This is a genomic window from Ktedonospora formicarum, assembly GCF_016587355.1.
Lineage (GTDB): Bacteria > Chloroflexota > Ktedonobacteria > Ktedonobacterales > Ktedonobacteraceae > Ktedonobacter > Ktedonobacter formicarum.
In genome coordinates, this window is record NZ_BNJF01000001.1 from 1,285,798 (window position 1) to 1,309,283 (window position 23,486).

Annotated in this window: 18 protein-coding genes and 1 other RNA gene; 10 read left to right on the plus strand and 9 right to left on the minus strand. The window is 51.0% G+C overall.

What is annotated here, in order from left to right:
• Positions 1-6 precede the first annotated feature (6 nt).
• From gatA to K3T82_RS05565, 5 genes are all read left to right on the plus strand, one after another.
• Complete coding sequence (gene gatA, locus K3T82_RS05545) at positions 7-1,467, plus strand: Asp-tRNA(Asn)/Glu-tRNA(Gln) amidotransferase subunit GatA (protein WP_220192491.1); 1,461 nt, start codon at positions 7-9, stop codon at positions 1,465-1,467.
• A gap of 228 nt (positions 1,468-1,695) precedes the next feature.
• Positions 1,696-2,652 (plus strand): D-alanyl-D-alanine carboxypeptidase family protein, encoded by a 957-nt coding sequence (locus tag K3T82_RS05550; RefSeq protein ID WP_236031018.1) that lies wholly within the window; start codon positions 1,696-1,698, stop codon positions 2,650-2,652.
• Between the two features lie 165 nt (positions 2,653-2,817).
• Positions 2,818-4,041, plus strand: coding sequence for a metallophosphoesterase family protein (locus K3T82_RS05555; protein ID WP_220192492.1), 1,224 nt, complete (start codon positions 2,818-2,820; stop codon positions 4,039-4,041).
• Between the two features lie 12 nt (positions 4,042-4,053).
• Positions 4,054-4,725 carry an aminoacyl-tRNA hydrolase gene (gene pth, locus K3T82_RS05560; protein ID WP_220192493.1) on the plus strand — a complete coding sequence of 224 codons (672 nt, stop codon included), beginning with the start codon at positions 4,054-4,056 and terminating at the stop codon, positions 4,723-4,725.
• Positions 4,726-4,794: 69 nt separating this feature from the next.
• Entirely contained in the window at positions 4,795-6,393 is a 1,599-nt protein-coding gene (locus tag K3T82_RS05565; protein ID WP_220192494.1) for a S41 family peptidase, read from the plus strand.
• Between the two features lie 8 nt (positions 6,394-6,401).
• Here the strand turns inward: K3T82_RS05565 and K3T82_RS05570 are convergent, their stop codons facing one another.
• The 3 genes from K3T82_RS05570 to K3T82_RS05580 form a co-directional block, all read right to left on the minus strand.
• Entirely contained in the window at positions 6,402-7,058 is a 657-nt protein-coding gene (locus tag K3T82_RS05570) for an SdpI family protein (RefSeq protein ID WP_220192495.1), read from the minus strand.
• A gap of 116 nt (positions 7,059-7,174) precedes the next feature.
• Positions 7,175-7,507 carry a metalloregulator ArsR/SmtB family transcription factor gene (locus K3T82_RS05575; RefSeq protein ID WP_220192496.1) on the minus strand — a complete coding sequence of 111 codons (333 nt, stop codon included), beginning with the start codon at positions 7,505-7,507 and terminating at the stop codon, positions 7,175-7,177.
• An 88-nt stretch (positions 7,508-7,595) separates the two neighbouring features.
• Complete coding sequence (locus tag K3T82_RS05580; protein ID WP_220192497.1) at positions 7,596-8,438, minus strand: YhfC family intramembrane metalloprotease; 843 nt, start codon at positions 8,436-8,438, stop codon at positions 7,596-7,598.
• Between the two features lie 300 nt (positions 8,439-8,738).
• Here K3T82_RS05580 and mfd point away from each other — a divergent pair, with 300 nt between their 5' ends.
• Complete coding sequence (gene mfd, locus K3T82_RS05585) at positions 8,739-12,359, plus strand: transcription-repair coupling factor (protein WP_220192498.1); 3,621 nt, start codon at positions 8,739-8,741, stop codon at positions 12,357-12,359.
• Between the two features lie 98 nt (positions 12,360-12,457).
• On the opposite strand, the gene K3T82_RS05590 is transcribed toward mfd, so the two are convergent.
• The 4 genes from K3T82_RS05590 to K3T82_RS05605 form a co-directional block, all read right to left on the minus strand.
• Entirely contained in the window at positions 12,458-14,020 is a 1,563-nt protein-coding gene (locus K3T82_RS05590) for a hypothetical protein (RefSeq protein ID WP_220192499.1), read from the minus strand.
• Positions 14,021-14,066: 46 nt separating this feature from the next.
• Positions 14,067-16,355 (minus strand): DUF2079 domain-containing protein, encoded by a 2,289-nt coding sequence (locus K3T82_RS05595; RefSeq protein ID WP_220192500.1) that lies wholly within the window; start codon positions 16,353-16,355, stop codon positions 14,067-14,069.
• A 169-nt stretch (positions 16,356-16,524) separates the two neighbouring features.
• Positions 16,525-17,529, minus strand: a complete 1,005-nt coding sequence (locus tag K3T82_RS05600; RefSeq protein WP_220192501.1) for a glycosyltransferase family 2 protein — start codon at positions 17,527-17,529, stop codon at positions 16,525-16,527.
• Positions 17,530-17,796: 267 nt separating this feature from the next.
• Positions 17,797-18,618 (minus strand): glycerophosphodiester phosphodiesterase, encoded by an 822-nt coding sequence (locus K3T82_RS05605; protein WP_220192502.1) that lies wholly within the window; start codon positions 18,616-18,618, stop codon positions 17,797-17,799.
• 347 nt (positions 18,619-18,965) lie between these two features.
• Between K3T82_RS05605 and K3T82_RS05610 the strand changes: the two genes are divergently transcribed.
• The 4 genes from K3T82_RS05610 to ssrA all read left to right on the plus strand — a co-directional run bounded on the left by K3T82_RS05610 (position 18,966) and on the right by ssrA (position 21,074).
• Positions 18,966-19,358, plus strand: coding sequence for a Fur family transcriptional regulator (locus tag K3T82_RS05610; protein ID WP_220192503.1), 393 nt, complete (start codon positions 18,966-18,968; stop codon positions 19,356-19,358).
• Between the two features lie 134 nt (positions 19,359-19,492).
• Positions 19,493-20,074: a VIT1/CCC1 transporter family protein gene (locus K3T82_RS05615; RefSeq protein WP_220192504.1), complete on the plus strand. Its 582-nt coding sequence runs from the start codon at positions 19,493-19,495 to the stop codon at positions 20,072-20,074.
• A 113-nt stretch (positions 20,075-20,187) separates the two neighbouring features.
• Complete coding sequence (locus K3T82_RS05620) at positions 20,188-20,568, plus strand: thioesterase family protein (RefSeq protein ID WP_220192505.1); 381 nt, start codon at positions 20,188-20,190, stop codon at positions 20,566-20,568.
• A gap of 134 nt (positions 20,569-20,702) precedes the next feature.
• Positions 20,703-21,074, plus strand: a transfer-messenger RNA (tmRNA) gene (gene ssrA / locus K3T82_RS05625).
• 730 nt (positions 21,075-21,804) lie between these two features.
• On the opposite strand, the gene K3T82_RS05630 is transcribed toward ssrA, so the two are convergent.
• Both K3T82_RS05630 and K3T82_RS05635 read right to left on the minus strand, forming a co-directional pair.
• A complete protein-coding gene (locus K3T82_RS05630; protein ID WP_220192506.1) occupies positions 21,805-22,317 on the minus strand; it encodes a GtrA family protein in 513 nt (170 codons plus the stop codon).
• A 263-nt stretch (positions 22,318-22,580) separates the two neighbouring features.
• Positions 22,581-23,402 (minus strand): DedA family protein, encoded by an 822-nt coding sequence (locus K3T82_RS05635; RefSeq protein ID WP_236031020.1) that lies wholly within the window; start codon positions 23,400-23,402, stop codon positions 22,581-22,583.
• Between the last annotated feature and the right edge of the window lie 84 nt (positions 23,403-23,486).

Here is a 23,486-nt window from a genome sequence, read left to right on the forward strand (position 1 = left end):
TGTACTATGCCTGACCTACATACTTTGACCATCCATGAGGCCGCTGACCTGCTTCGTCAGCGTAAGCTCTCTTCCGTAGAGCTTACCAAAGCGCATCTTGAGCGCATTCGAGCTGTTGAAGACAAGGTAAAAGCCTTCACTCTTGTCACCGATGAACTGGCCCTCAAGCAGGCTGAAGAGGCAGATAAGCGCATAGCCAGCGGAGAGAATCTGTCGCCCTTGACTGGCATCCCCCTGGCAATCAAGGATGTTATCTGTACCAAAGATATCACCACCACCTGCGGGTCGCGTATGCTGGAGAATTTCCGACCTCCCTACGATGCGGCAGTGATGGAAAAACTCAATGCGGCTGGCGCGGTCATGCTGGGAAAGACCAACATGGACGAGTTCGCGATGGGCTCATCAACTGAACACTCAGCCTTCTTCCCTACACACAATCCCTGGGGCCTGGATCGCGCGCCAGGAGGCAGTAGTGGCGGTTCGGCGGCGGTGGTTGCGGCTGGGATGGCGATGGGTTCATATGGAAGTGACACTGGTGGTTCGATTCGCCAACCAGGCGCACTATGTAATGTGCTGGGTCTCAAGCCAACCTATGGGCGCGTCTCACGCTATGGACTGATTGCCTTCGCCTCCTCACTAGACCAGATTGGTCCCTTCGCGCGTGACGCTCAGGACGCGGCAATCCTGCTTCAAGCAGTTGCAGGTCATGATAAGCGTGACTCCACCAGCGCTCCTAACGAGGTGCCAGATTACAGCAAGGCTCTGACTGGCAACTTGAAAGGGATGCGCCTGGGCGTTCCGAAAGAATACTGGGTAGATGGCATGGATCCAGGCGTTGAGCGTGTGGTTCGTGATGCCATCGAGACTCTACGCGAACTGGGCGCGGAGATCGTCGATGTCTCGCTTCCCCATACCAAGTACGGCCTCGCCGCATACTATATCATCGCTCCAGCGGAGGCCAGCGCTAACCTGTCGCGCTACGACGGCGTCAAGTATGGTTATTCCTACCGCGATACCAGCGATATGTGGGAAGCGATGGAGAAGACCCGCCAGTATGGCTTCGGGGCTGAGGTTAAGCGCCGCATCATGTTGGGCACCTATGCTCTCTCAGCAGGCTACTATGACGCGTACTATAAACAGGCCGAGAAGGTCCGCGCCCTGATCAAGCGTGACTTCGACGAAGTCTTTACACAAGTCGATGCCCTGGTCAGCCCGGCCAGCCCAACCGTAGCATTCAAGCTGGGTGAAATCTCCGACCCCTACCAGATGTATCTGCAAGATATGTTCACCATCCCAGCCAACCTGGCTGGGATCTGCGGCGTCTCCATCCCAGGTGGTTTCAGCGAGAATCTGCCAGTTGGCGTCCAGCTACTGGGTGACACCTTTAAAGAAGAGACCATCCTGCACATTGCCGACGCCTTCGGGCGTGCCACTGATCATCATAAGCAGTGGCCTGCGCATCTCTAGCCTAATATTCCTGCCTGACCCCCTACAATGTCTCTTGTAGGGGGTCAGCTACGTTAATACTCATTGGTTCTATTTATCAAAGCTATACATCAATGCAATTCAATATATTCATCCCACTCTACTCACGAGCGCGTATCACTCGCAGCGTTCGCGCGTATTTATTAATACAAATCTACAATACGCGAACGCATCTTAATTGTTTCTATTGCTTCAATCAGGAAATAGCTTATGAATCGCCGTTTCATTCTCGCAGTCACTTTAGTCTTTACTGTTAGTTGCGTACTGCTTGGGACGCTCCTGCTCTATGCGTCACAGGCCCCAATGAGCGTTGAGGCAGCACCTACTGCTACGCTTGTACCGGAGACCCCCACCCCTTCTCCCACGCCCCTTCCCGTGCTCACCGTCAAAGGAGAGTTCCCAACGATTTCAGCACAGATTGGCTACCTCTTTGATACCCAAAGTGGAAACGTGCTCTTTGATCAACATGGGGAAGAGCCTGTCCAGATGGCAAGCACCACAAAAATCATGACGGCACTCATCGCTATTCAGACAGGGAATCTGGACCAAGAGATTACGGTACAGAAAGACGCCTATCTGCATGTCATTACAGAGGGGAGCAGTAACGCAGGTCTGGCTGTAGGGGAGACATTTACCCTACGCGAACTTCTCTATGGATTGATGCTTCCCTCAGGAGGCGATGCAGCTTATGCCATCGCTGATACGCTTGCTGGGTCAACGGATCGGTTCGTGGTACGCATGAACCTCTTCGCACTCAGGCTTCATCTCTTCCAGACTCGCTACACCAATGTAGATGGTCTAACTACCGAAGGGGGACATTATTCGTCCGCAGCCGACCTGGTCAAACTCACAAACTATGCGATGCAACAACCGCTCTTCCGCGAGATTGTCCAGACAAAGACATATACCTTACCTGCCACAGACAAACATAACTCCCATACCTGGGAGAACACCAACAAACTGCTGGCAAGCTATGATGGCATGCTGGGCGTAAAGACCGGGCACACCGATCTAGCAGGCTATTGTCTGGTATTCGAGGCCAAACGCAATGGGCAGACTCTTTTGGGAGTGGTTCTCAACAGCCCCGATGAAACCACACGCGATAAAAGCGCGGCAACGCTCTTAGACTGGGGCTTTAGCCTGCCTCTGGAAATTCCAGCGACCTGAGAACATTCCTTACATCTTCCTGGTAGCAGAAAGTATGGGACAAAGTTGCGCGCTACGGTCCTAAGCATAGTAGTTCTGCGCGGTAGGTACTGACAAGCACCTACCAAACATGATAGAATGGTCCCACCAACTTCTGCTATTTAGTTAAAAAAAGAGTGTAGTTGAATGCGTTATGCTATTTTTACCGATATCCATGCGAATTTAGAAGCGCTAGAGGCCGTACTCGCAAAAATAGACGAACTCGCCAGAGAACAGCCTATTGATCAGATCTGGTTTCTAGGCGATCTCGTTGGCTACGGTCCCAACCCCAATGAGTGCATTGAGATGCTGCGCGAGCGCACCAATGTCATTATAGCTGGGAACCATGACTGGGCGGCGGTCGGGAAAATCGACCTGGAGGAGTTTAGCGAGGCCGCACGCATCTCGGCGGAATGGACGCAAGAACAACTCACCCAGGAGCACATCGACTTCCTCGCAGACCTCCCCGAGCGGCTACAGATTGGCTCCTGCACACTAGTACACGGTAGCCCCTACGGCCCCCTCTGGGAATATCTCACCTCTGAAGTTCTCGCGGAACGCAGCTTTCAACATTTCGACAGTCGCTTTTGTCTAGTTGGTCATACTCACGTTCCGATTATTTTCCAGCAGCCTGATACATACTCAACCACTCCAACCGCTCCCCTAGCAGGTAATGAGGAGCAAATCAAAGTGCAAGAGGCTCAGGCGGTTGCAGAAGCTCAGGCCGATTTCGTCGCGAATACCTCATTTATGGAGGAAGATGACGAGGATACTGTAGAGTTGGCTGCGGTCAGCCCAGCCCAGCTTTCAACACAGGCTGAAACCACTCAAAACCAGGCCCACGTCACATCTAGCAAGCATGATGTCTCAGAGAGCGAGGAAGAACCCTCAGAGCCAGAAATAAGCGAGAGCGATGAGGAGACGGAACTTCTGGAGGAAGAGGAAGAAGATATCACTGAGGAAGAGACGCAACGTCTTGGGGAAGAGGAAGACAACGAAGACGGTGAGATCTATATTGAACATGTGACTTCTGAGCAGGATATTCAGAGCGCTGAGGATAGCCTGAATCAGGAGATTGAAGAACTATTGGCCCTACTCGGTCTGAGCCAGAGTATGGTACAGGTAACCAATGAAATGATCGTTCCCCCTGAAGGAAACTGGCAGGCTGCATCAGGCTATCGCGCCATCATCAACCCTGGTGGTGTTGGTCAGCCACGCGATGGTGATCCACGTGCCGCCTTTATGATCTATGATACTGAACGCGGCTTTACTTTCTATCGCGTCGAATACCCTATCGAGAAAACACAGGAGAAGATCGAGAAGGCGGGCCTGCCTCCCTACCTGGCAACACGTCTATCTTACGGTCGCTAACACATCTATTCTATGAAATTACTTGTTGGATTGGGCAATCCGGGCTCACAATATGAGCGAACACGCCACAATGTCGGTTTCCGGGTTTTAGACACGCTAGCGGATAAGCTAGGTCTACGTTGGGAGCGACATGGACGCTCCATGATTAGTAACACGACAATCGAAAATGAGAAAACAGTTCTGGTCAAGCCGCTAACGTTTATGAACAATAGCGGCGAGGCTGTAGGTGAGCTTCAGCGCTGGTATAAGCTGGCATCAGAAGACATTCTGGTCATCTATGATGAATTAGACCTTCCCAATGGACAGATTCGCCTCCGGGCGAAGGGCAGCGCGGGCGGGCACAATGGTATGAAAAGCCTTATCCAACATCTCCATACCGACCAGTTCCCCCGCCTGCGTGTAGGTATTGGACGACCAGCCAACCGAAGACCAGACACAATCAATTATGTGCTTGGTATTCCTTCCAAGGATGACTATATTACGCTGCTTCAGGCCGAAGATCGGTCCGTCGAGGCCATCCCACTCATTCTCCGCGAGGGCGTTGATACGGCGATGAATATCCTCAACGTTGATCCAGATGCAGAGCGTAAGGCAGAAGAAAAACGGCGCTTAAAGTTAGAGCGCGAGCAGGCTCGCAAACAACGCGAAAGCACGAACAATACCGAGGGAGCCTCTTCCCCCTAGCCAGCCATCAGCTTCCCATCAGCCCACAGTGAATCGAGCCACCAGATCATGAGAGGAGCAACAGCCAACATGCAGCGCATTTCCCGGCAGGCATTGCAGGAAGATATTCATCAACTTGCGCGTACCCTCGCCGAAGCGCATCCCGACCCTTATACAACAAGAGGTGGACCTATCGCCTTTCATCATCGGGTTCAGAAGTTGCTTGCGGGCATACCAGAAGATGGCATGAGCCAACATCAATTCTCTCATTACGTCCACCCCCTGATCGCTGCTCCCGGTGATGGGCATACCCAACTTTTCGAGCCGGAGAACCCCCAAGAGACTACTACGCAGCCTACACGCCGTCTCTGGCTACACTGGGAAATCATTGAGCAGGAATTCTATCTGGCAATTACCTGCTATGCTGAGCTTGAAGTGCTAATTGGAGCACGCCTGCTCGCCATTAATGATCTGGCTCTGGAGACGCTGTTGCAACGCATGGGAACCTACCAGGGCTATGACAACGTCTATCAAAACCTACACCACCTGGCCCAAAGCCTGGAAAGTCCCTCTCTGCTGGCTCTCCTACTCGCACAGGATGAGCCACCTGCCGAGATTCGTCTGACACTCAAGCTCGCGGATTCCAGCCAGAAGACGCTCAACGTGCCACTTACCGCAGAGCAGCCTGGTATTCCGCTAGAAGCAGATAGCGCCTTCGTGCTACCACCCCTCAATGCGGCACGCATGTGCCACACCTTTCTAGATGCACATTATCAGGTAGCATACCTACGCATCGAATCGCTACTCTATTATCGCGAGCATTTTGAATATTTGACCACTCTCGGGCATACACAAAACGTCGACCGCTGGCTGGAAGATGTAGGGCATGCCTTACCACCTGAGAAAACCTTCCCCAAGACGCGAGAAGAGCGCATCGCCATGGTTCCGGCGGCGACAAGCTTGTTGCGCGACCTCTTCTCAGCAATGCGCCTGGCTCATACCTCTACCCTCATTGTAGACCTACGCTTCTGTTCCGACGGCGGCTCATTCTTTACGACCATCCTGAATTACTTCCTATATGGAATCGGAGCCCTGCAAATAGAGAATAACGGTTACCAGATCAAGCGTTATTCACCACTTTACTTTGAAAACTATACGCAGGACAGCTCCGAACAATACGCCGAAGCCATACGTAACGGGGGCTATGACTACAGCGACGAGATGAGATGGCGGCAGGGACCAATCTTTGAGCACACAACACGAGCACGCCTGCAAGCGCTGACAGACTTGCGCTTGCTGTCCAGGCACTCGCTCTCTTTTGCCAGAGAATTTCAGAGTCGCGCCTACGAGGCGGCCTGGACCCCTCAAGTCTATGTCCTTACTTCAACCCAAACGTATAGTGCTGGCGTCACTACCGCTGTGTCTCTACTCAGGCACGGCGCGATCTTAATAGGTACACCTCCCGCTCAGAACGGAAACAGTTTCAGCGGCGGTTTAAGTTTCACGCTCAAATACTCACGCATCAAGGGCAATATCCCCTTTAAACGCCAGATACTCTTTCCCCCCGATGAGGGGAAAGAGCAGATCATACGTCCTCACCATGAACTCACATATGACTATCTGGCCTCACATAACTATGACCCTAACGCCAGCATCCAGCTTGTTCTGGATACACTGGCTGAGGCGTAATATCCTTGTTACTCTTCCTGTGAACTGTCAGACATGGTCACACGCTGATAGACAAAGTAAGAATATACGTAGCAGATGATCGAAACGCCTAATATAGGAACAAGCAAGCCTGCCACGCTTAATTGGGGTACAAAGCTAGAAATCAAACCAATGAGTCCCGCAGCCACAAAGAGCCAACCACCCAGGCGATGCGTACGCTCCCAAACTGTATCATTTGTCAATGTCCATGGCGTGCGAATGCCAGCCCAGAAGTTGCGACGTAATTTGCCCATGTAGTTGCCAATCACAATCAAAAAGAGCGAAACCACCAGGGATATAATAAAGCGCATATCCAGATGCACACCCAGGGAGAGAGCTACCGTCGCCAGTTGAATAACCAGCATCAGAAGCATGACGCCAGAGAGTGTAACATCAATAAAGTGGCTATTGTTCTGCTCTCCGTCTCTGGTCAGGCGCGGTCCAAGCTTCACAATGAGGCGCAAAACAACAAAGATCACAAAACTAATCAACGGAAGAAGCGTCAGACCCACGCCCTTTGGGGCATACGAATTGGCCTGACCCGAGATATTCCAATGGACCGGTACCTGATCTGGCAGGAAAGGATATGCTCCCACCGAGAGGAGAACCTGTATTGTCAGGATGACAGCCATTAAAACAGTCGGCATCGTCCATCTTTTGGACTGTGGTGTAATTTTATCCGGCTCTCTTTCGCCATCAAAAGGGTTCATAATTCGCTCCTACATGTGCGAGTCAATAGGTAGCCTTGAGATTGCCAACTCGCTCACACGTGTTTACGATGAGCCTCTGAGTCAGGTTCCTCGGAGGCAGGACTATCTGAAGGCGCTTCATCTTCATCCATCCCACCAAGCCAATCCATAATTTCCGCCATCAGATCTTGAAAAACCGTTGTATTGAGACTATAGACCTGGAACTGGCCTCGCCGCTCAACACGTACCAGATCAGCCAACTTCAAAACCATTAGATGGTGTGAAAGAGCATTAGGCTTTACGCCTGAGTACTCAGCAAGCTCACCCGCTGTTCGCTCCCCACCACGCAAATGCTTGAGAATTCGCCTCCTGGTTGGATCTGCAATCGCCTTATACGCCTCTTGCATATCATTCCCATCTGCTATCAGTGCACAAGCTTGTAGCTATGCACGCCTATCATGCAAAGTATGTGCCAACCATCAGTCCACGACTTGTCTATTCGCTGGCAAGAGAAGATGATGAGTCAGTTTGCAATGCTCGCTCTTGCTCTTCATCCTCCTTACTCATACGCTGGTGCACATGACGCAACCACCAGAATGCCAGAATGCCAGCGATACACACAAGCACTTCAATAGTAATTATCCCCGGTAAGCCTGTCAGGTAATGTGGCACCAGGACTGCGGTTGTATCCAGGAGAGTATGGAATGCCACCGCTAGCCAGACATAGCTCAAGTTTTTCCTACGCAAGCTTTGCAATACTAGCACAGACATTGCTATCTGAAAGAACATGGTCCAGAGGCGCTCCCAAAGAGTAATCAGAGGATACCAGTTCGGTTGCGTACCATACGCTTTCACAATCTGTGTTACTATCGCTTGCTGGCTCGCCGCTGCTGGTGTAAATGAGAATATGAGAATCTCAATCAGAAGCGCTAGCAGGATAACCCCAACGAGTAGCATAGATTCCAGCGAGGCATGCCCCAGGCCATACGCAACGCCAGTACTCCATGTCTTTGGCGCTCGCTTCAGAAACCAGCGATAACCAAGGTAACGTCCCCACTCCTCGCAGAGACTAGCGGTCAGCGCCAGGAAGAGCGCCCAGAGCACAAAAAGCACAGGAGAAGCGTTCACGGTCTTGCCAAGGACCAGCGTCAACACGCTAATGATCGGGACACGGCTGATTATCTGAAAAAGAAAAAAGACCAGCGCACCAAAGAGGAAGTAACGCCATGGTACACGTAATCTGCGCTTGACAATAATAATAGCCACAAGTGGTCCCAGTAGCGTACCAAGCGCGGCAATCACAGTACAGATAAACCAACCTGGGGATACAAGCAACATAGTTGTCTCTTTCTGCGCATTCTCAAACCAAGGGATCAGGGTGATGCGCAGCCCTCTCTATACGATCAGCATTTCAACACTTCATCATTTCAACATATATTGAAATACTAACAGGGAAGAGGGCCATTGTCAAGGCAATGATGGAGAGAGGATGGACCATTCGCAGATCACTCGACTCAACGCTTAACACGGTGAGTATTTCGGAAGAATGAAGGATAGAAAGTCCCCTATGGCAATCTATACCATTATGCATCAAAACAGTACAAAAGGTCCATTTCTGCCAGTGAAAGCATTGCGCAAATGGGTTGTGTACGCTATGATTACAGCAAACAAAAACATGAGCAGTCGGCGCAACCCTCACCCAAATGTGGTGCAGGGGCATTTCCTATTGTGCCAACCTGGAGGATAAAGTTGACTCTACAGGGATTACTTTCAGTACTGGCCCAGCGCCCTGAATTTCGCCGTCTCCTGGAGCAGATTCGCCAATCAGAGGGCGTTCCCCTGCTTACAGGTATTACAGAAGCCGCGCGTCCCTATGTGATCGCGACCCTCTCAGTGGCGCTCAAACAACCAATACTTATCGTGGTGCAAGACGAGAATCAAGCCGCGCAAGTAGCGGAAACACTTAAACAATTTCTCGCCAACCCGAGTGATATATTCTTCCTACCCGACCGCGACGCTATGCCCTTCGAGCGGCTGATAGGCGACGCAGAGACTACACAGAAACGGCTTCAAACCTTTATCGCGCTTGTCGAGCGCGAGCGCACCCCCATCGTCGTCTGTTCAGCGCATGCACTCACACAGCCTGTTATCCCTCCCAAGGAACTGGCAATGGCGCTCTTCACCTTACAACAAGGGCAGGAAACTGATTTGACGATGATGCTCGATCAGCTTTACGACCTGGGCTATGAGCCAGTCTCAGAGGTCGAAGAGCCAGGACAATTCAGCCATCGAGGCGGTATTGTTGACCTCTTCCCCCCAACACTTCCACGCCCGGTGCGCATCGAGTTCTTTGGTGACGAGATCGAATCCATCCGCACATTCGATCAGGCGACTCAACGCTCTCTCAATCCTATCGTAAACTGCGTCGTTGGTCCCGCGCGTGAAGCGTTGCCGGTGCGCGGTCCCCAGGCAGCCCAGGAGCTTGAGAAACTTGATAGCAAAATTCTGCATCGCGACGCAGAGGAGCGCTGGAATCACGACCTGGATATCCTACGACAGCGACGCTCTTTTGAGGATATTGCCTTCTATCTTCCCTATCTACATACCCAGGCAACCATACTTGATTATCTCCCACGCCCTGGCCTGCTTATCCTTGATAATCCAGGCCTGATCCAGAATCACATTATTGATCTGGATGCTCAAGTGCAGGAAATCAAAGAACGCATGGAACGTGAGCGCGAAAACCCCGCACATCTCCAGGAGGCATACATCAACTGGTCCCAAATAGAGCTAACCATCCAGCAACGCCGCCAGGTCCGCTTCGCGGATATTCTCTCGGCGGCAGAGGGCGAGTTTGAGGTGCGTCAGCACGGTGGGTCCGAGCATCTCATGCCTCCTTTCAGCAGCGCCAATTCCTATGGTGGCCGCCTGCGCGCCTTCGTGCAGGATTGCCATAAAGCACTAGAGAACCGGGACCGTATTGTTATCGTTACAGCTCAGGCCCGCCGCATGGCCGAGGTTCTCAGTGACGAAAGCATCTTGCATGAGAACGCCATACATGTTAGCCCCGGTACCAACATCAACCAGTTACCGGAAGCGGGCACATTGACCTTGATCCAGGGGCAGATGAGCGAAGGGTGGCAATGCCGCTCACTAGCGCTCTACATCTATACCGATACAGAGATCTTTGGCTGGTCCAAGCGCCGCAACCAACAGCGTCGCAAGCCAATCACCCCTGCCTCCTTCCTGGCAGAGGTCAATCCTGGCGACTACGTGGTACACCAGGAACACGGCATCGGACGCTTCGAAGGGCTGACCAAGATGAGCCTGACAGGTGTCGAGCGTGAATACCTGCTCATTCACTATGCTGGTACGGACAAACTCTATATCCCAACAGACCAGCTTGACCGGGTGACACGCTATATTGGCATGGGCGACTCAGTTCCCGCTCTTAGCAAGCTTGGTACTACCGAGTGGACGCGCGCCAAATCACGCGTCAAAGAGAGCGTGCAAGATGTGGCACGCGAACTCCTCAAGCTCTATAGCGAACGCGAATCAGCGCCGGGACACGCCTTCCCACCAGATTCGGAACTACCCTGGCTCCAAGAACTCGAAGATGCCTTCCCTTACGAGGAGACACCAGACCAGGCTCGCGCTATTGAAGAGGTCAAGACAGACATGGAGCGTCCAAAGGCCATGGATCGCCTTGTATGCGGTGACGTTGGTTATGGTAAGACAGAGGTTGCCTTGCGCGCGGCATTCAAGGCTGTTCTTGACCAGCGCCAGGTAGCTATTCTTGTTCCAACCACGGTCCTGGCCCTTCAACACTACAATACCTTCCGTGAACGCCTTAAAGCCTATCCCGTACGTGTGGAGCTACTTAGCCGCTTCCGCTCAGATAAGGAGCAGAAGCAAACGCTCGAGGAGCTAGCATTTGGCAAGGTCGACATTATCATTGGCACGCATCGCCTGCTACAAAAGGATGTTGTCTTCTTTAACCTGGGTTTGCTCGTCGTTGACGAAGAACAACGCTTCGGCGTGATGCACAAAGAGCGCCTTAAACAGATGCGTAGCGAGGTCGATGTGTTAACCATGACCGCGACTCCAATCCCGCGCACACTCCACATGTCTCTAGTCAATCTACGCGATATGAGCGTCATCGAGACTCCGCCGCAGGAGCGCCTGCCCATTCGCACGACCATCCGCGAATACGACGATCAACTCATACGTGAGGCCATTATGCGCGAGATTGATCGAGGAGGGCAGGTCTTCTTCGTACATAATCGTGTTCAGGGCATCCAAACTATCGCCCAAAAGCTCAAAAAGCTTGTTCCCGAGGCACGTATCACTATTGGACATGGACAGATGCATGAGGACCAACTTGAGAAGGTCATGTTTAGCTTCACCAATGGCGAATATGACATACTCATCTCCACCACGATTATTGAGAATGGCCTGGACATTCCCAATGCCAATACCATCATTGTGAACAATGCAGCCTTCTTTGGCCTATCACAGCTTTATCAGCTTCGTGGGCGCGTTGGACGTGGCACTCACCAGGCTTACGCCTACTTCTTCTATGGAAAGGACGCGCGCCTGACTCCTATTCAAGAGAAGCGTTTACGCGCCATCTTTGAGGCAACAGAACTGGGTGCAGGCTTCCGCATCGCAATGAAAGACCTGGAGATACGAGGCGCTGGAAGCCTGCTAGGAGCCGAGCAGTCTGGCTTTATGAATACCGTTGGTTTCGATCTCTACTGCAAACTGCTGGCGGAGACCATTCAGGAGCTTCAGGGTAAACCTGTGGAGATTGCGGCACTCAGTACGACGGTCGATCTCCCACTAGATGCCTACCTTCCGGATGACTTCATTGGCGACCGCACGCTCAAAGTCAACTTCTATCAACGCTTGGCGAATTTGGCTCAGGCTGAACAAATCGAGGCGATGGAGGCTGAACTCACGGACCGCTTCGGCACGCTTCCCCAACCAGTACTCAACCTACTGGCCCTGGTTCGGCTCAAGGTCTACGCCGCGCAACTTGGCTACGAATCCATCGCGCTCAAAGATAACTCCTTTATTATGTCGGTTAAGCGCAATATCATTCCCAATCGCATCAACCTGTATCGGCGCTTCCGCAATGATGCTCAGGTCCAGCAGGGTGTTATTCGTATTCCACGCCGCTTGCTAGGCACAAACTGGTTGGAGCAGCTCCATGAACTTCTACCATCGATCACAGCCGCCGCAACACCGACAGCATAGCGTAACAATAAAAGCCAGAGGGGATGCAAGTCAAGCATTTGACCTTGCATCCCCTCTGGCTTTTATCAAGCCATTTACAGCGACCACATAAAGAAAACTTAGCGACGCGTATGCATCAAATGGAACATCAACGCCTGCTTATAATCCATCAGCGTGACCTCGCCTGTCTTTATCACCTGATTCGCCAGATTCAACAACGTAGAGACAACCTGCAAACGCGTCTCATCAATTCTTCCCTGCTGTCGCAAGAGCTCAATTAATTGGAGTGGTCCCTGACCATCGGTCTCCATGCCTGAAGTAATGACCTCAACGCGGAGCCAGACAATCAACTGATGACGCATTTGCTCAAAGATAGCGATATCATCCTCGCCAACCGTCATCGCAGATGACTCACGCGCTGACGCAGCCGCATCCACTGGTAATGAAGAGGCGAGAGCAGTCGGTTGCGGCTCTGGGCGGGTAGGAGCAACCTTCATCGGAGAAGACTGAGACTTCATCTCATGTTTCTCCTGCGCAGGAGTATCAGGTGGATTGCGGAAGCCATTGAAGTCTTCTGGGCGCACCGGGGACATCGCCGAGGTCTGCATCGATTCAATTGGTGCATCATATGGCGCGGCCGCTTCACCATAAACGCCCTGAGAGCGGCTACCATGGTGCCCATTCGCAACATATCCCTCAGGAGCCCGGGAGTTCACCCGCGCCGAAGACTCAAAGTGCGTCTCTTCCCGCACCACACTTTCCGGACGTCGGGCCTCCTCGCGCAATGGGGTGGAGTCGCCACGCAAACGAGGGTCAGGCAAATTCGTACTGGCACGCCGCCCATGGGGAGATGCAACATCCTCCCTACGCTCTCCAGGTCCTGGAACCTCAGGGCGAGACGATGGACGGGGCACTAGGGGACCTGAGCGGCGGGGCGTTATCTCCGGTCTGGGAGGCTCGGGCTGAACAGGTCTAGGCAATGGCTGTGACAACTTGCGCTCCTGCGACTGCACAACTGCAGCTGGATCAGCCTGATGCCCAGCCACATTCGATGATGGACGCGGGCGCACATGTGGAGTCGGCGGCAATGTATCGGGAATAGAAGGCATGGCACTCGCAGCTCGACTATTCTGGGCGGCGGGTCTAACCGGCTCACCACGCACCTCCTGCAACTGCTGCTGCAACGTCATTGTCGCCGACGCTACCTGCTCCCACTCAAGATCAACCTTACCAGTCAAGGCTGGCGTTGCCCAGGAGATAACAGGACGCGGACTACCAAAAGGTGGGTTCTGCTGCTTTTGGCCCGCGACATGCCCCCGCAAGTTCTGTACTACAGAGGATGCGCACGAATTGATGAGCATACGAATATCCGTCATGCGCCGCCGTCCCTGCTCACCAAAGAAGCTTCGATTGCGCTGTACAAACTGGATAAAGAGACGCTCAACCTGATGCTGAAGATCAACCGACATCAGATCTAGCCGCCCCCAGGTCGTAAAATCGAAGGAGCTTAAATAGAGCCAGACCTCCTGACGCTTGGCACGATCAACCGGTCGCATACACAATGCCTGCTTACGATGATCAAAAAACCGTGGATAACAGAAATTGGTGATCAAGGTTTCAGCCAGCTCAGCCTTCAATCTCGCAATCTCAGCAGGCGGTAATTGACCTATATATACTCCCATCTCAACATCCTCTTTCGTTCAATCGCTCTCAAAAGCTTGCCCTAAGTCAGGTCAGATCCAATTCAAACAAACGCAAGAGCCGCGCGTTTTCATTCACATCAGCACTGCCCTGTCCCTTCACCGCCGCGACACGAAGCCGTGCTTGCATATCCAGTATTGTACTCGATGGCTGTGTCAAAGGAACAAGTGCCACGGAAATATGAGCTAGCCCTTTTGGCAGGGCGGCACTTCCCTGGGGAGCCAGGAAAAAATCATTTGACTGCATCTTGATTACGCTGCCAGGTTTCCAGGTAACACTCTGGCACCAATTCATCAAAGGCACATCGGTACTTGCTAAGCGCTCCTTGCCATCACTTGTTTCCGTCACAAAAAGAATCTGCTGCGAGGTTGTGATAGGTTTGACAACCTGCCAGTAAGTAGTAAGTATCATATGTACATCGGTGCCATCATACTGATTCTTCTCCGCGTCGATATGTTTACTGCTCACTGTAGCATCATAACCCACCAATTGCATACTTCCACTGCCATCACTGAAAGTACCTCGTATGGGGTGCTGAATAGATTGAATCTCTTGAGCAGTGGCGACGGTATTGTCGCAGGTAGCCGCTGGCAAATTGGGTAACACATTTGTCGAATTTGGCGCGCTACCGGGCTGAACTGGAGAGAGCGGAGAAACGCCAGGAGCAGGCAAGCCCCGCTTCAATAAGATCACCCCATCCTCAGCTTTCACAATACCATACTGACCACTCAGTAGCAGATCTTTGGCAACCTTTGTATAATCCGTACTCGTAAAGAAAGGATAGATATCTCCTGTCAAATCCAGCAAAACGTAATCTGCCTGGTCGCTCGCATAGGGAAATAGATACACCTTCTGACGATGGCTCAGATGTGGAACCAAACGTGTCTGCGCAGAGATAGAAGCATTGGGAGGCACCATAGCCACAAACTGCTGCATCACCTGCGTATGATGGGTCTCCTGCGGCCACTGAAAATCTACCGAGAATGGCAAGGCGCCATGAAAGTAATAATCAGTGCGCAAGGAACTGAAAAGGGTCAGACCCAGCAAAGCCAGCATCAAACCGAGTTGCCACACTCGTCCTATGCCATTACGCTCATGCTCGATCACAATCTTATGCCCATCTTCCTCAACTGGCGCAGGCTTTCGCCAACGCACAGCCAACCTGTCCAGCAATATCTGGGACAACCAGAGTAGCAAAACCACCGCCTCAATGGTCGCGAAGATCAGAACTGGCACAATCTCAGCATTATACTGGAACAGTCCACTGTACTGACCCTCATGCGATGAGAGAAGGTTAAGCGCAAGTGTTGGTGCCGAGAGTATCAGCACCCAGGGAGCGAGCAGAGGCAGAAAAAGTGCTGGTTGCCACAGCGTCTTCAGATAAGTGAAATGCGCCGGTTCAAGTAGATAGCGGTGCACAAAATCTACCGGATGGAACAGGACAGAGGAGGCCACTTGCCCTGGTCCATTACCAAGGCTACCATAACGTTCCGAGAGCAGCGGTTTCCCAGTTGGGCTAAAATGCGGGAAGATATAGTAATAAGTCAGGCAAAACCAGCCGATAGCAATAACCAGGAGAATAGCACTGCTACGCCAGCGCCGCTGAAACACCATTGACCACAGACAGAACATGGCGATAACCAGCGGGATCTCCTCTTTACACGCCATAGAGAGAAGCGCGAAAATAAACATAGGCGCTGTACGCCTCGTGTACATAAAATAGAGTGTAAAGAGAAGCAGACTTGTAGTCAATGTAACGGCATGGAAATCATATATAGTAGCCTGCTGTTGTGCGGGATAGAGCAGATAGAGCAGCGCGATCATCACACCCGCGATATCGCTACGCAGGCGGAGTCTAGCAAGCAAGAAGGCCGGATACGCGCCACTAGCAACAATGAGAGTCTGTAGGATCAGCAACAGGCGTGGATCAGCCCAAAGATAATAGAGCCATGAAATCGGCCACAAAATAGGCTCAAAGTGAATGGAGAAGCGACTGATTCCCTCTGGAGAATAACAGTTGGTGTCATTCACAATATTGCAGATTGTCTGATGCAAATCGCCATGATATGCCAGGCTCCAGAGTGCCTGATCCATAATGCCCAGATCCTCGGCATTGCTCAAGAAAACACTATGGCGCGTAGTAAGCAGGATTATAAAATACACAGAGAAGGCAGCGACTGCCATCGTTACCAGACCCAGCGCAACCCAGAAGAGGCGCGTACGTGGCAACGGCTCTGGACGTGGATAGAGATATAAACGATTCTGCCAGATTGAAAAGCTCTTCGCCAAACGCTTACTCCAGGGCGTATTTACCATGTGACACCACCTTGTCGTCTAGCCCAGAGCGGTTGCAAAGTCGGCAGATTATGCCAGTTACGTATAGCATATTCTTGGGCATGTAGAACATTCCATGCGCCAGAAACAAGCACAGGCACAGAGGGACACCACCCTCCTGTGCCTATGTTCTTGACAATCAACCGCCGCATTAATCCAATTCCTGCTTGATGCTATACTCTTCCCCTGCTTGGAAGGCATAGTAGCGAATCATCTCACTCTGCAAGCCAGTCAGGATAAACTGCACACCGAAAATCATAAGCAGAATACCAACAAAGAGCAGTGGCTGCTCATGAATAGGCTGATTAAAGACAAAGCGACGGATAACGACGAAGATATCAACCAGGATACCCAGCATGAAGGTAAAGAAGCCCAGAGGGCCAAACAAGCGCAGCGGTGTGCGTAAATACGAGGTCAGGAACAGCACGTTCAGCAGATCAATTAGGCCACGTGCAAAGCGCCTGAAGCCATATTTGGAGGAGCCGAACTTACGAGGATGGTGGTGAACCTTAATCTCAGCGACTTTAAAGCCACGCCAATGAGCCATAACCGGCACGAAACGATGGAATTCGCCATACAACTTGAGGTGAGGATCTTCAACAAGTTCACGGCGATAGGCCTTGAAACCACAGTTGATATCATGCAGATGCACGCCTGTCATCGTGCTCACCAGCCAGTTAAAAATACGCGAAGGGAAAGTCTTAGATAGGGGATCAAGGCGAGGGAACTTCCAGCCCGTAACCAGATCATACCCTTCATCCAGTTTCTCCAGATAACGTGGAATCTCTTCGGGATCATCCTGCAAATCGCCATCCATGGTAAAGATTACCTGACCACGGCTACGGCTAAAGCCAGCAACCAGGGCAGGAGTCTTTCCAAAATTGCGCCGAAACTGCACAATGCGCACAATGCCAGGATGCTCAACACGCAACTGCTTGAGTTCCTCAAACGTGTTATCTACGCTCCCATCCTCAATGAAGATGACTTCAAATGACTTCCCAAGCTGACCAATTTGCGCTTCTAACTTCTCAAATAAGATACGCACACTTTGCTGCTCATCTTTGACAGGTACGACAATTGTCAGATCGAAAATCGGTGTCGTCCCCTCAGATACAGTCTCATTCTGAGCATTGATGGGTACTTGTGTTTGTTGCATGCCTCATGTACTCCACTATTAACCGTTATTAGTCAAATGAATAAAACGTTTTCCCTAATTACCCCACGTCCCCATCCAAAAAGCTCTCTCAATCGGGACCCATTATAACATACGCTCTCACAAGCTCATAAAATATGGGACCTTTGCGCTCCTCAGGCACAAGAAATGTTATTAGAGCAAAAAGAGGTGCCTATTCACCTTTCCTTGCGAGGGCTTATACGTACTAACAAATTGATAACTTTTTCCGATGTAAAACGCAAATCGGCCTTACAAAAGGGGGAATAGGTCAGGACAATCGGTAGTCAACGCCTCAACGCCAAGTTCTTTACATCGCTGAAGATCCTCGCGTGTATTTGGCGTCCAGGTCGCTAGGCGTAGTCCCACCTGTTGTACACCTCGAACCAGTTCCGGCGTTATCATCTGGTGATGAATATCAATCCATTCGCAGCGAAGATCCTTAGCACGCTCACATAAGCCCGCTATCGCCCCAGGCTCCTCAGCATTCCAGTTCTCCTTCGCGACAATAATCCCGGTCTGCATGGCTGGCTCAAGCTCTTTGACGGTGCCTAGTAAATCCCAATCAAACGAAATCAGCAGGATATCATCCAACATATCCAGGGCTCGTATATCTTCAAGGACAGCTGACACAAGACCAGAATAACGCCCATACGCTCCCTCTCCTCGGCTACTCGCCTTAAGCTCCACAAGCACGCGAGCGCGCCCCTTGACGAGGCTCAACACTTCATGCAATGTGGGGATCTGTTCTTGCTTGGGCCAGCCGCCGTGAAAATGAGCGGCAGCATTAAGCGAACGCAAATAAGCAAAATCTCGATCCAAAATGTTCCCACTACCATCCGTCAGACGTTCGAGAGTATTATCGTGGAAGACAATCAAATGTCCATCGCTGCTCATATGTACATCCAGCTCGACAGCATCGACACCCAGCGTCAAGGCATTTTGGAATGCCACTAATGTATTCTCCGGTGCCAGACGTGCACCTCCACGATGCGCAATACTCTGTATCTGCCAGGGAGTACTCATAAAGATCTTACCCTTTCTCTCATCGATAATAGCGAAGTCCCCTAACATAAGACCGCTCCATAGGCCTTTACCTGGCTCCATTATATGGTTCAATTCTGACAGCGCTCCATTCACACAGCCAAATTACCTATACCCCCCTATCCTTAGGGCAAGCCTCCATACCAGATATAACGACTATCTCCATATCTTCCTTCAATACCACGAAGCGCTTGAGCACTGCAACAAGGAATGGTCATTCCCTTATATCGTTATTATCCATCACAATATATCTTTTGGTTTTGTCTTTTACTTGACATTACCTACGCAATGTTCTATTATATCAATATAAAAATGATAATGATTATCACTTTTAGGTATGCCTAATACGCTTTGTTTGGCTATGCTAAGGAGTAAAGATGCGAGAGAAACTCAATGCGAACGCGCAAGCAGTGCTCGATATTGTACGCATGGCTGACCACCCGACAGCACTGGACATCTACGACTCAGTAAAAAGTGCGCGCCCACGAATCGGTCTTGCCAGTGTTTATCGTATCCTGCATCAGCTCGCGGAGCGCGGATATATCAAAGAATTAGGGAGAACAGAAGAGGGAAGCCGCTACGACAGTCATACTGAACGGCATGATCATGCAATCTGCACCACGTGCGGGGCTCTTTTTGACATCCCTGTTGAGATTCAACTTCCACAAGAAGCCTTGCAAGCCGCAGCACATGCTACGGGGCTCACATTACACTTCCATGAACTGCGACTCTATGGCACTTGCCTACGCTGCACAACAACCAACGACTAAAAGATTATCACATCTGCTAGCCCATACCATAAGAGACAGCTAGTCTCATACTGACGCACACTCTACACATGTACAGCATGTAAAAGATAAGAGACTCGTCACACTAGCGGAGTCACAATAGCAAGGAAAGAGATATGACAGAAGATACTCAGGCCCAGACTTTAGAACCAGAAACAGAGCTTCCTGCTAAAATGACTGTGAAGGAAGAAATAGCCGATATCATTCGCGCCATACGCCAGAACGACGATTCATCTCATAATTTTCTGCTTCGTGTTGTTCAACCAGGGCTGGCAGGGCTAATGGACGGCTCAGTTTCCACACTAGCCCCTATCTTCACAGCCGCCTTCACCACCCACCAACCCTACATTGCCTTTCTAATAGGAATGGCAACCGCGACAGGAGCCGGAATTAGCATGGCCCTCTCCGAGGGATTGTCGGATGATGGCGAGTTGACCGGTCGTGGTAGCCCCGTTGTGCGTGGTAGTATTACTGGAATTATGACCTTCTTTGGTGGCACGCTACATACCCTTCCCTTCCTGATTACCAACCTGCACCTAGCCTTGGTAACAGCCTATATCGTCGTTGCCTTCGAACTAGTATTGATCGCAGGCATCCGTCATCGCTACTTCGGAACAAGTTGGCTCCTCTCAATGCTTCAGGTAGTTGGAGGTGGAGTGCTGGTCTTCATCGCAGCCCTTATCTTCGGTAATGCTTGAGACCTCAACCGCACCAAGCCTGACAAGCCAGGAGATGCAAACCATTCTCACGCATGTGCCGCAAAAATAGTGTATAGTTAAGGGATACACTATACAGAAAGGATTGCTTGCATATGCATATCGAACCTGGTTTGACTGCTGACCTGTCCACCCTTGTGACACCCGAGAATACGGCTGCTGCGATTGGCGCAGGTGGAGTTGAAGTCTTTGCGACCCCCATGATGATCGCACTGATGGAAAACGCCGCCTGGAGAGCGGTCGCAGCAGGGCTCGATAAGGGCAATATCACAGTAGGAACGCTCGTCAACGTCAGGCACTTGGCCGCGACCCCGGTAGGACAGACAGTACGCGCCAGCGCCACCCTACAAGAGATCGATGAGCGCCGCCTAGTCTTCCACGTCGAAGCCCACGACGAGCACCAGAAGATCGGGGAAGGGATGCATGAGCGCGTCATCGTCGGCCTTGAGCGCTTCATGAAGCGCCTGGAAGAGTGATTTTGCCTCAAACATACAGGCTCTCCAAAACGAGAAAAAAACGAGAAACCTCGCTTGCCACCTCTCAGCAAATATGCTATAATTGCTTCTTACAAGGAGAAATATCAAATCTTTTTGCGCACATTTCTTCATCTGGGGATGTCGGGTTTCGACAGGCGGTCAGACTGAAGATTTGCAGGCCGAGGTGCCGGTATGCACATCTCGTTAAACAACCGGCAAAAAATAGTTGCCAAACCAGCAACTGCTTCCTACGCTCTCGCTGCTTAATAACCAGTGATGCGTCGTCCTCCTGACTTTTGCCTACGGGGTCAGTAAAGGGCGCCATAACACATAGGCTGCTGTGGTAGCCACCGTCTTCTAACTACCACTTAAGACCAGAGGGCCACCGTAAAGATATCCGGTCGATGGGAGATTTTTACGGATAGCAAAAACATCGACTAAGCCTGTAGCATATTCTCCGGTAAGATCGGTTGGACAGGGAGTTCAACTCTCCCTCATCTCCACCACCAAAGCCGCTTGTGAACTAGCTTCACAGGCGGCTTTGTTTTGTTGCATAAGCTGTCACTCCTGAATTGACACCAACAGGTCTCCCAATATAATCAAAATGGCAAGCAATGCCTAATAGGGACGGCATTCTGTTTATTTATAGAATAAGATATACAGAATGTACAAGTTCCTCTGTACCACCTCAGCTTTGGTTGGGTTGTTGGGGCTCAAACTCATAGGGTTAAGGTGCGCCCCCCATGCGTTTTCCTCTCGATTCTCAATGAGATCTCTGATCAGAAAGGAACACAAAAGCCACACGCGCAAGAGGTGTGATTTCTTGTGTTTTGCTCTACTATTAGAATCCTCTAGTAGAGCACGTCTCCAACAGGAGGTCAGCAACAACGGCATCGACGACAACGGTCTCACCTCGGAGAAGCTGGAGCTCGCCTGGCGGAAGCGCTTCGGAGAGCTCACCAGATTCTTCAGCGACCTTTTCGCATCTCTCAAGAGGGACGAGAAGGACAAGAAGGCGGCGATCAAGGTCGCCGAGACCGCTTATGTCTCTGACAGGCGTCGCCTGTCAAGCTTTTACGCTCTCTACCATACTTATTGCCAAGCTGTACCCCTAAGTGGAATATGAAAGGGTATCCAGGAAACATTGATAAGTAATAAAACGAAGCAGGCTAGAAGCACTGACACGCGCTTCTAGCCTGTTATCTCATAAAAAGGCAATTCACACGGTTCAATGTTTTATTGATTAGAATTAGCGGGAATGTGAGAGGGAAGTTCTTCGTTGGGCACGACGGCAACAGCATCCTCGGCGGCTTCGACAGGTTTGACACGGAAGACAAAGCGGTCGGAGACCAGGAATTTATAGACGAAGTTGACAATGATACCCAGTGTATTAGCCACAAAGGGATTCAGGTGGATCACAACGGAGAAGAAGAGGCTAAGTAAGGTTGCGACCAGAAAGGCAGAGATATTGGCGATCTGAGCCTTGATACTTTTGGAGATCCATGCCTTGAGTGAATCTGGCATCTGGTCACGATACGTAATAAACTGATTCAATACAAAGTTGATAATGGTACCAACTTCAAAGGAGAAGACAGTCGCGACCGAATTAAGAAGATCTCCCTGCAAACCAATCAATTTAAAGATATAGAGAAAAAACGCCAGCGCTGCCCAGTTGATTGGAATACCCAGTGCACCTATAAGAGCAAACTTTACCACGCGTTTCTGCCAAATTTTTGCTATGAGCGTCAAGATGATTGTAACCCTTCCTTGTAGTATTCTCTGCGTATTTATTGTAACGATTGTCAACCAGCTTAGCCACGCATTACGACCAATTTATCCTAATTTCGCGCCTTCGCGATAGCATTTAAGAGACAGTAGTTAAGACAAGAGGTTTCTCGCGAACGTCTGTAGCAGAAGACAGAAGATAAAGAAGAGGTTCACATTCCAGGCACAGGATCGTTAGATGACCCTGTGCCTGGAGCTTGTGAAGTTGGCGTGTGTTCTTTGCTTCGTTATGGGCGGCTTTGGGGGGGCTGCTGTGGGAACTGTGGTGGTCGCTGCGAGGGCTGGAACTGCTGTGGTTGTGGCTGATTCCAACTTTGCTGCATTGGCATGCCAGCAGCGGGTGCGACGGGCTGAGCGAACTCAGGTGCGTGACCATTCTGAGCGGCCAGAGCGGCATGTTCAGCACGCGCCTTGCGATCATTTTTGACGTGACGCCAGACATAGAGAACAATCAGAACAATCAAGACGACCAGGATAACGACATCCAGGCTATGGAAGATGGGGCTTAGCTCTTCGATATGGTCCCCAAGGATATACCCAAGGTACGCAAGTATAAGGCACCAGGGCAAGGAACCTAAAAATGAGTAAATACAGAAACGAACAAAGGGCATCTTAGCGATACCAGCGGGCAAGGAAATGTAGGTACGCACAACGGGAAGAAGACGCGAGAAGAACGCCGTTGGGCTTCCCCAACGCTTAAAGAAAGCATCAGCCTTATCCGCATCATGCTGCGAGATCAAGACATAGCGCCCATACTTGAGCATAAGGGGTCGCCCACCCTTATAGCCAATAGCATAAGCAAGCATAGATCCAAGCAAGCAACCAATTGCTCCGGCGAGCCCTACGAGAAAGATAGAGACGAACGGGTTCATACCAGGGAGCAATTTCCCCTGCGCAATCATAATGCCCGCTATCGGCATAACAATCTCGCTAGGAAGAGGAATACAACAACTCTCTATCGCCATAGCCAGCGCGATACCTAACAAGCCAGTCGATACATAGAGATTAGTAATCAGTGTCATCAATACATCGGTGATACTGCCTAACAAGGAAAAGGCCTCCTTCACAAAGCTAAGGACACAAAGCTAAGGATATTTTGACCAATACTAGCATACTTTGGATCAGGAGACCAT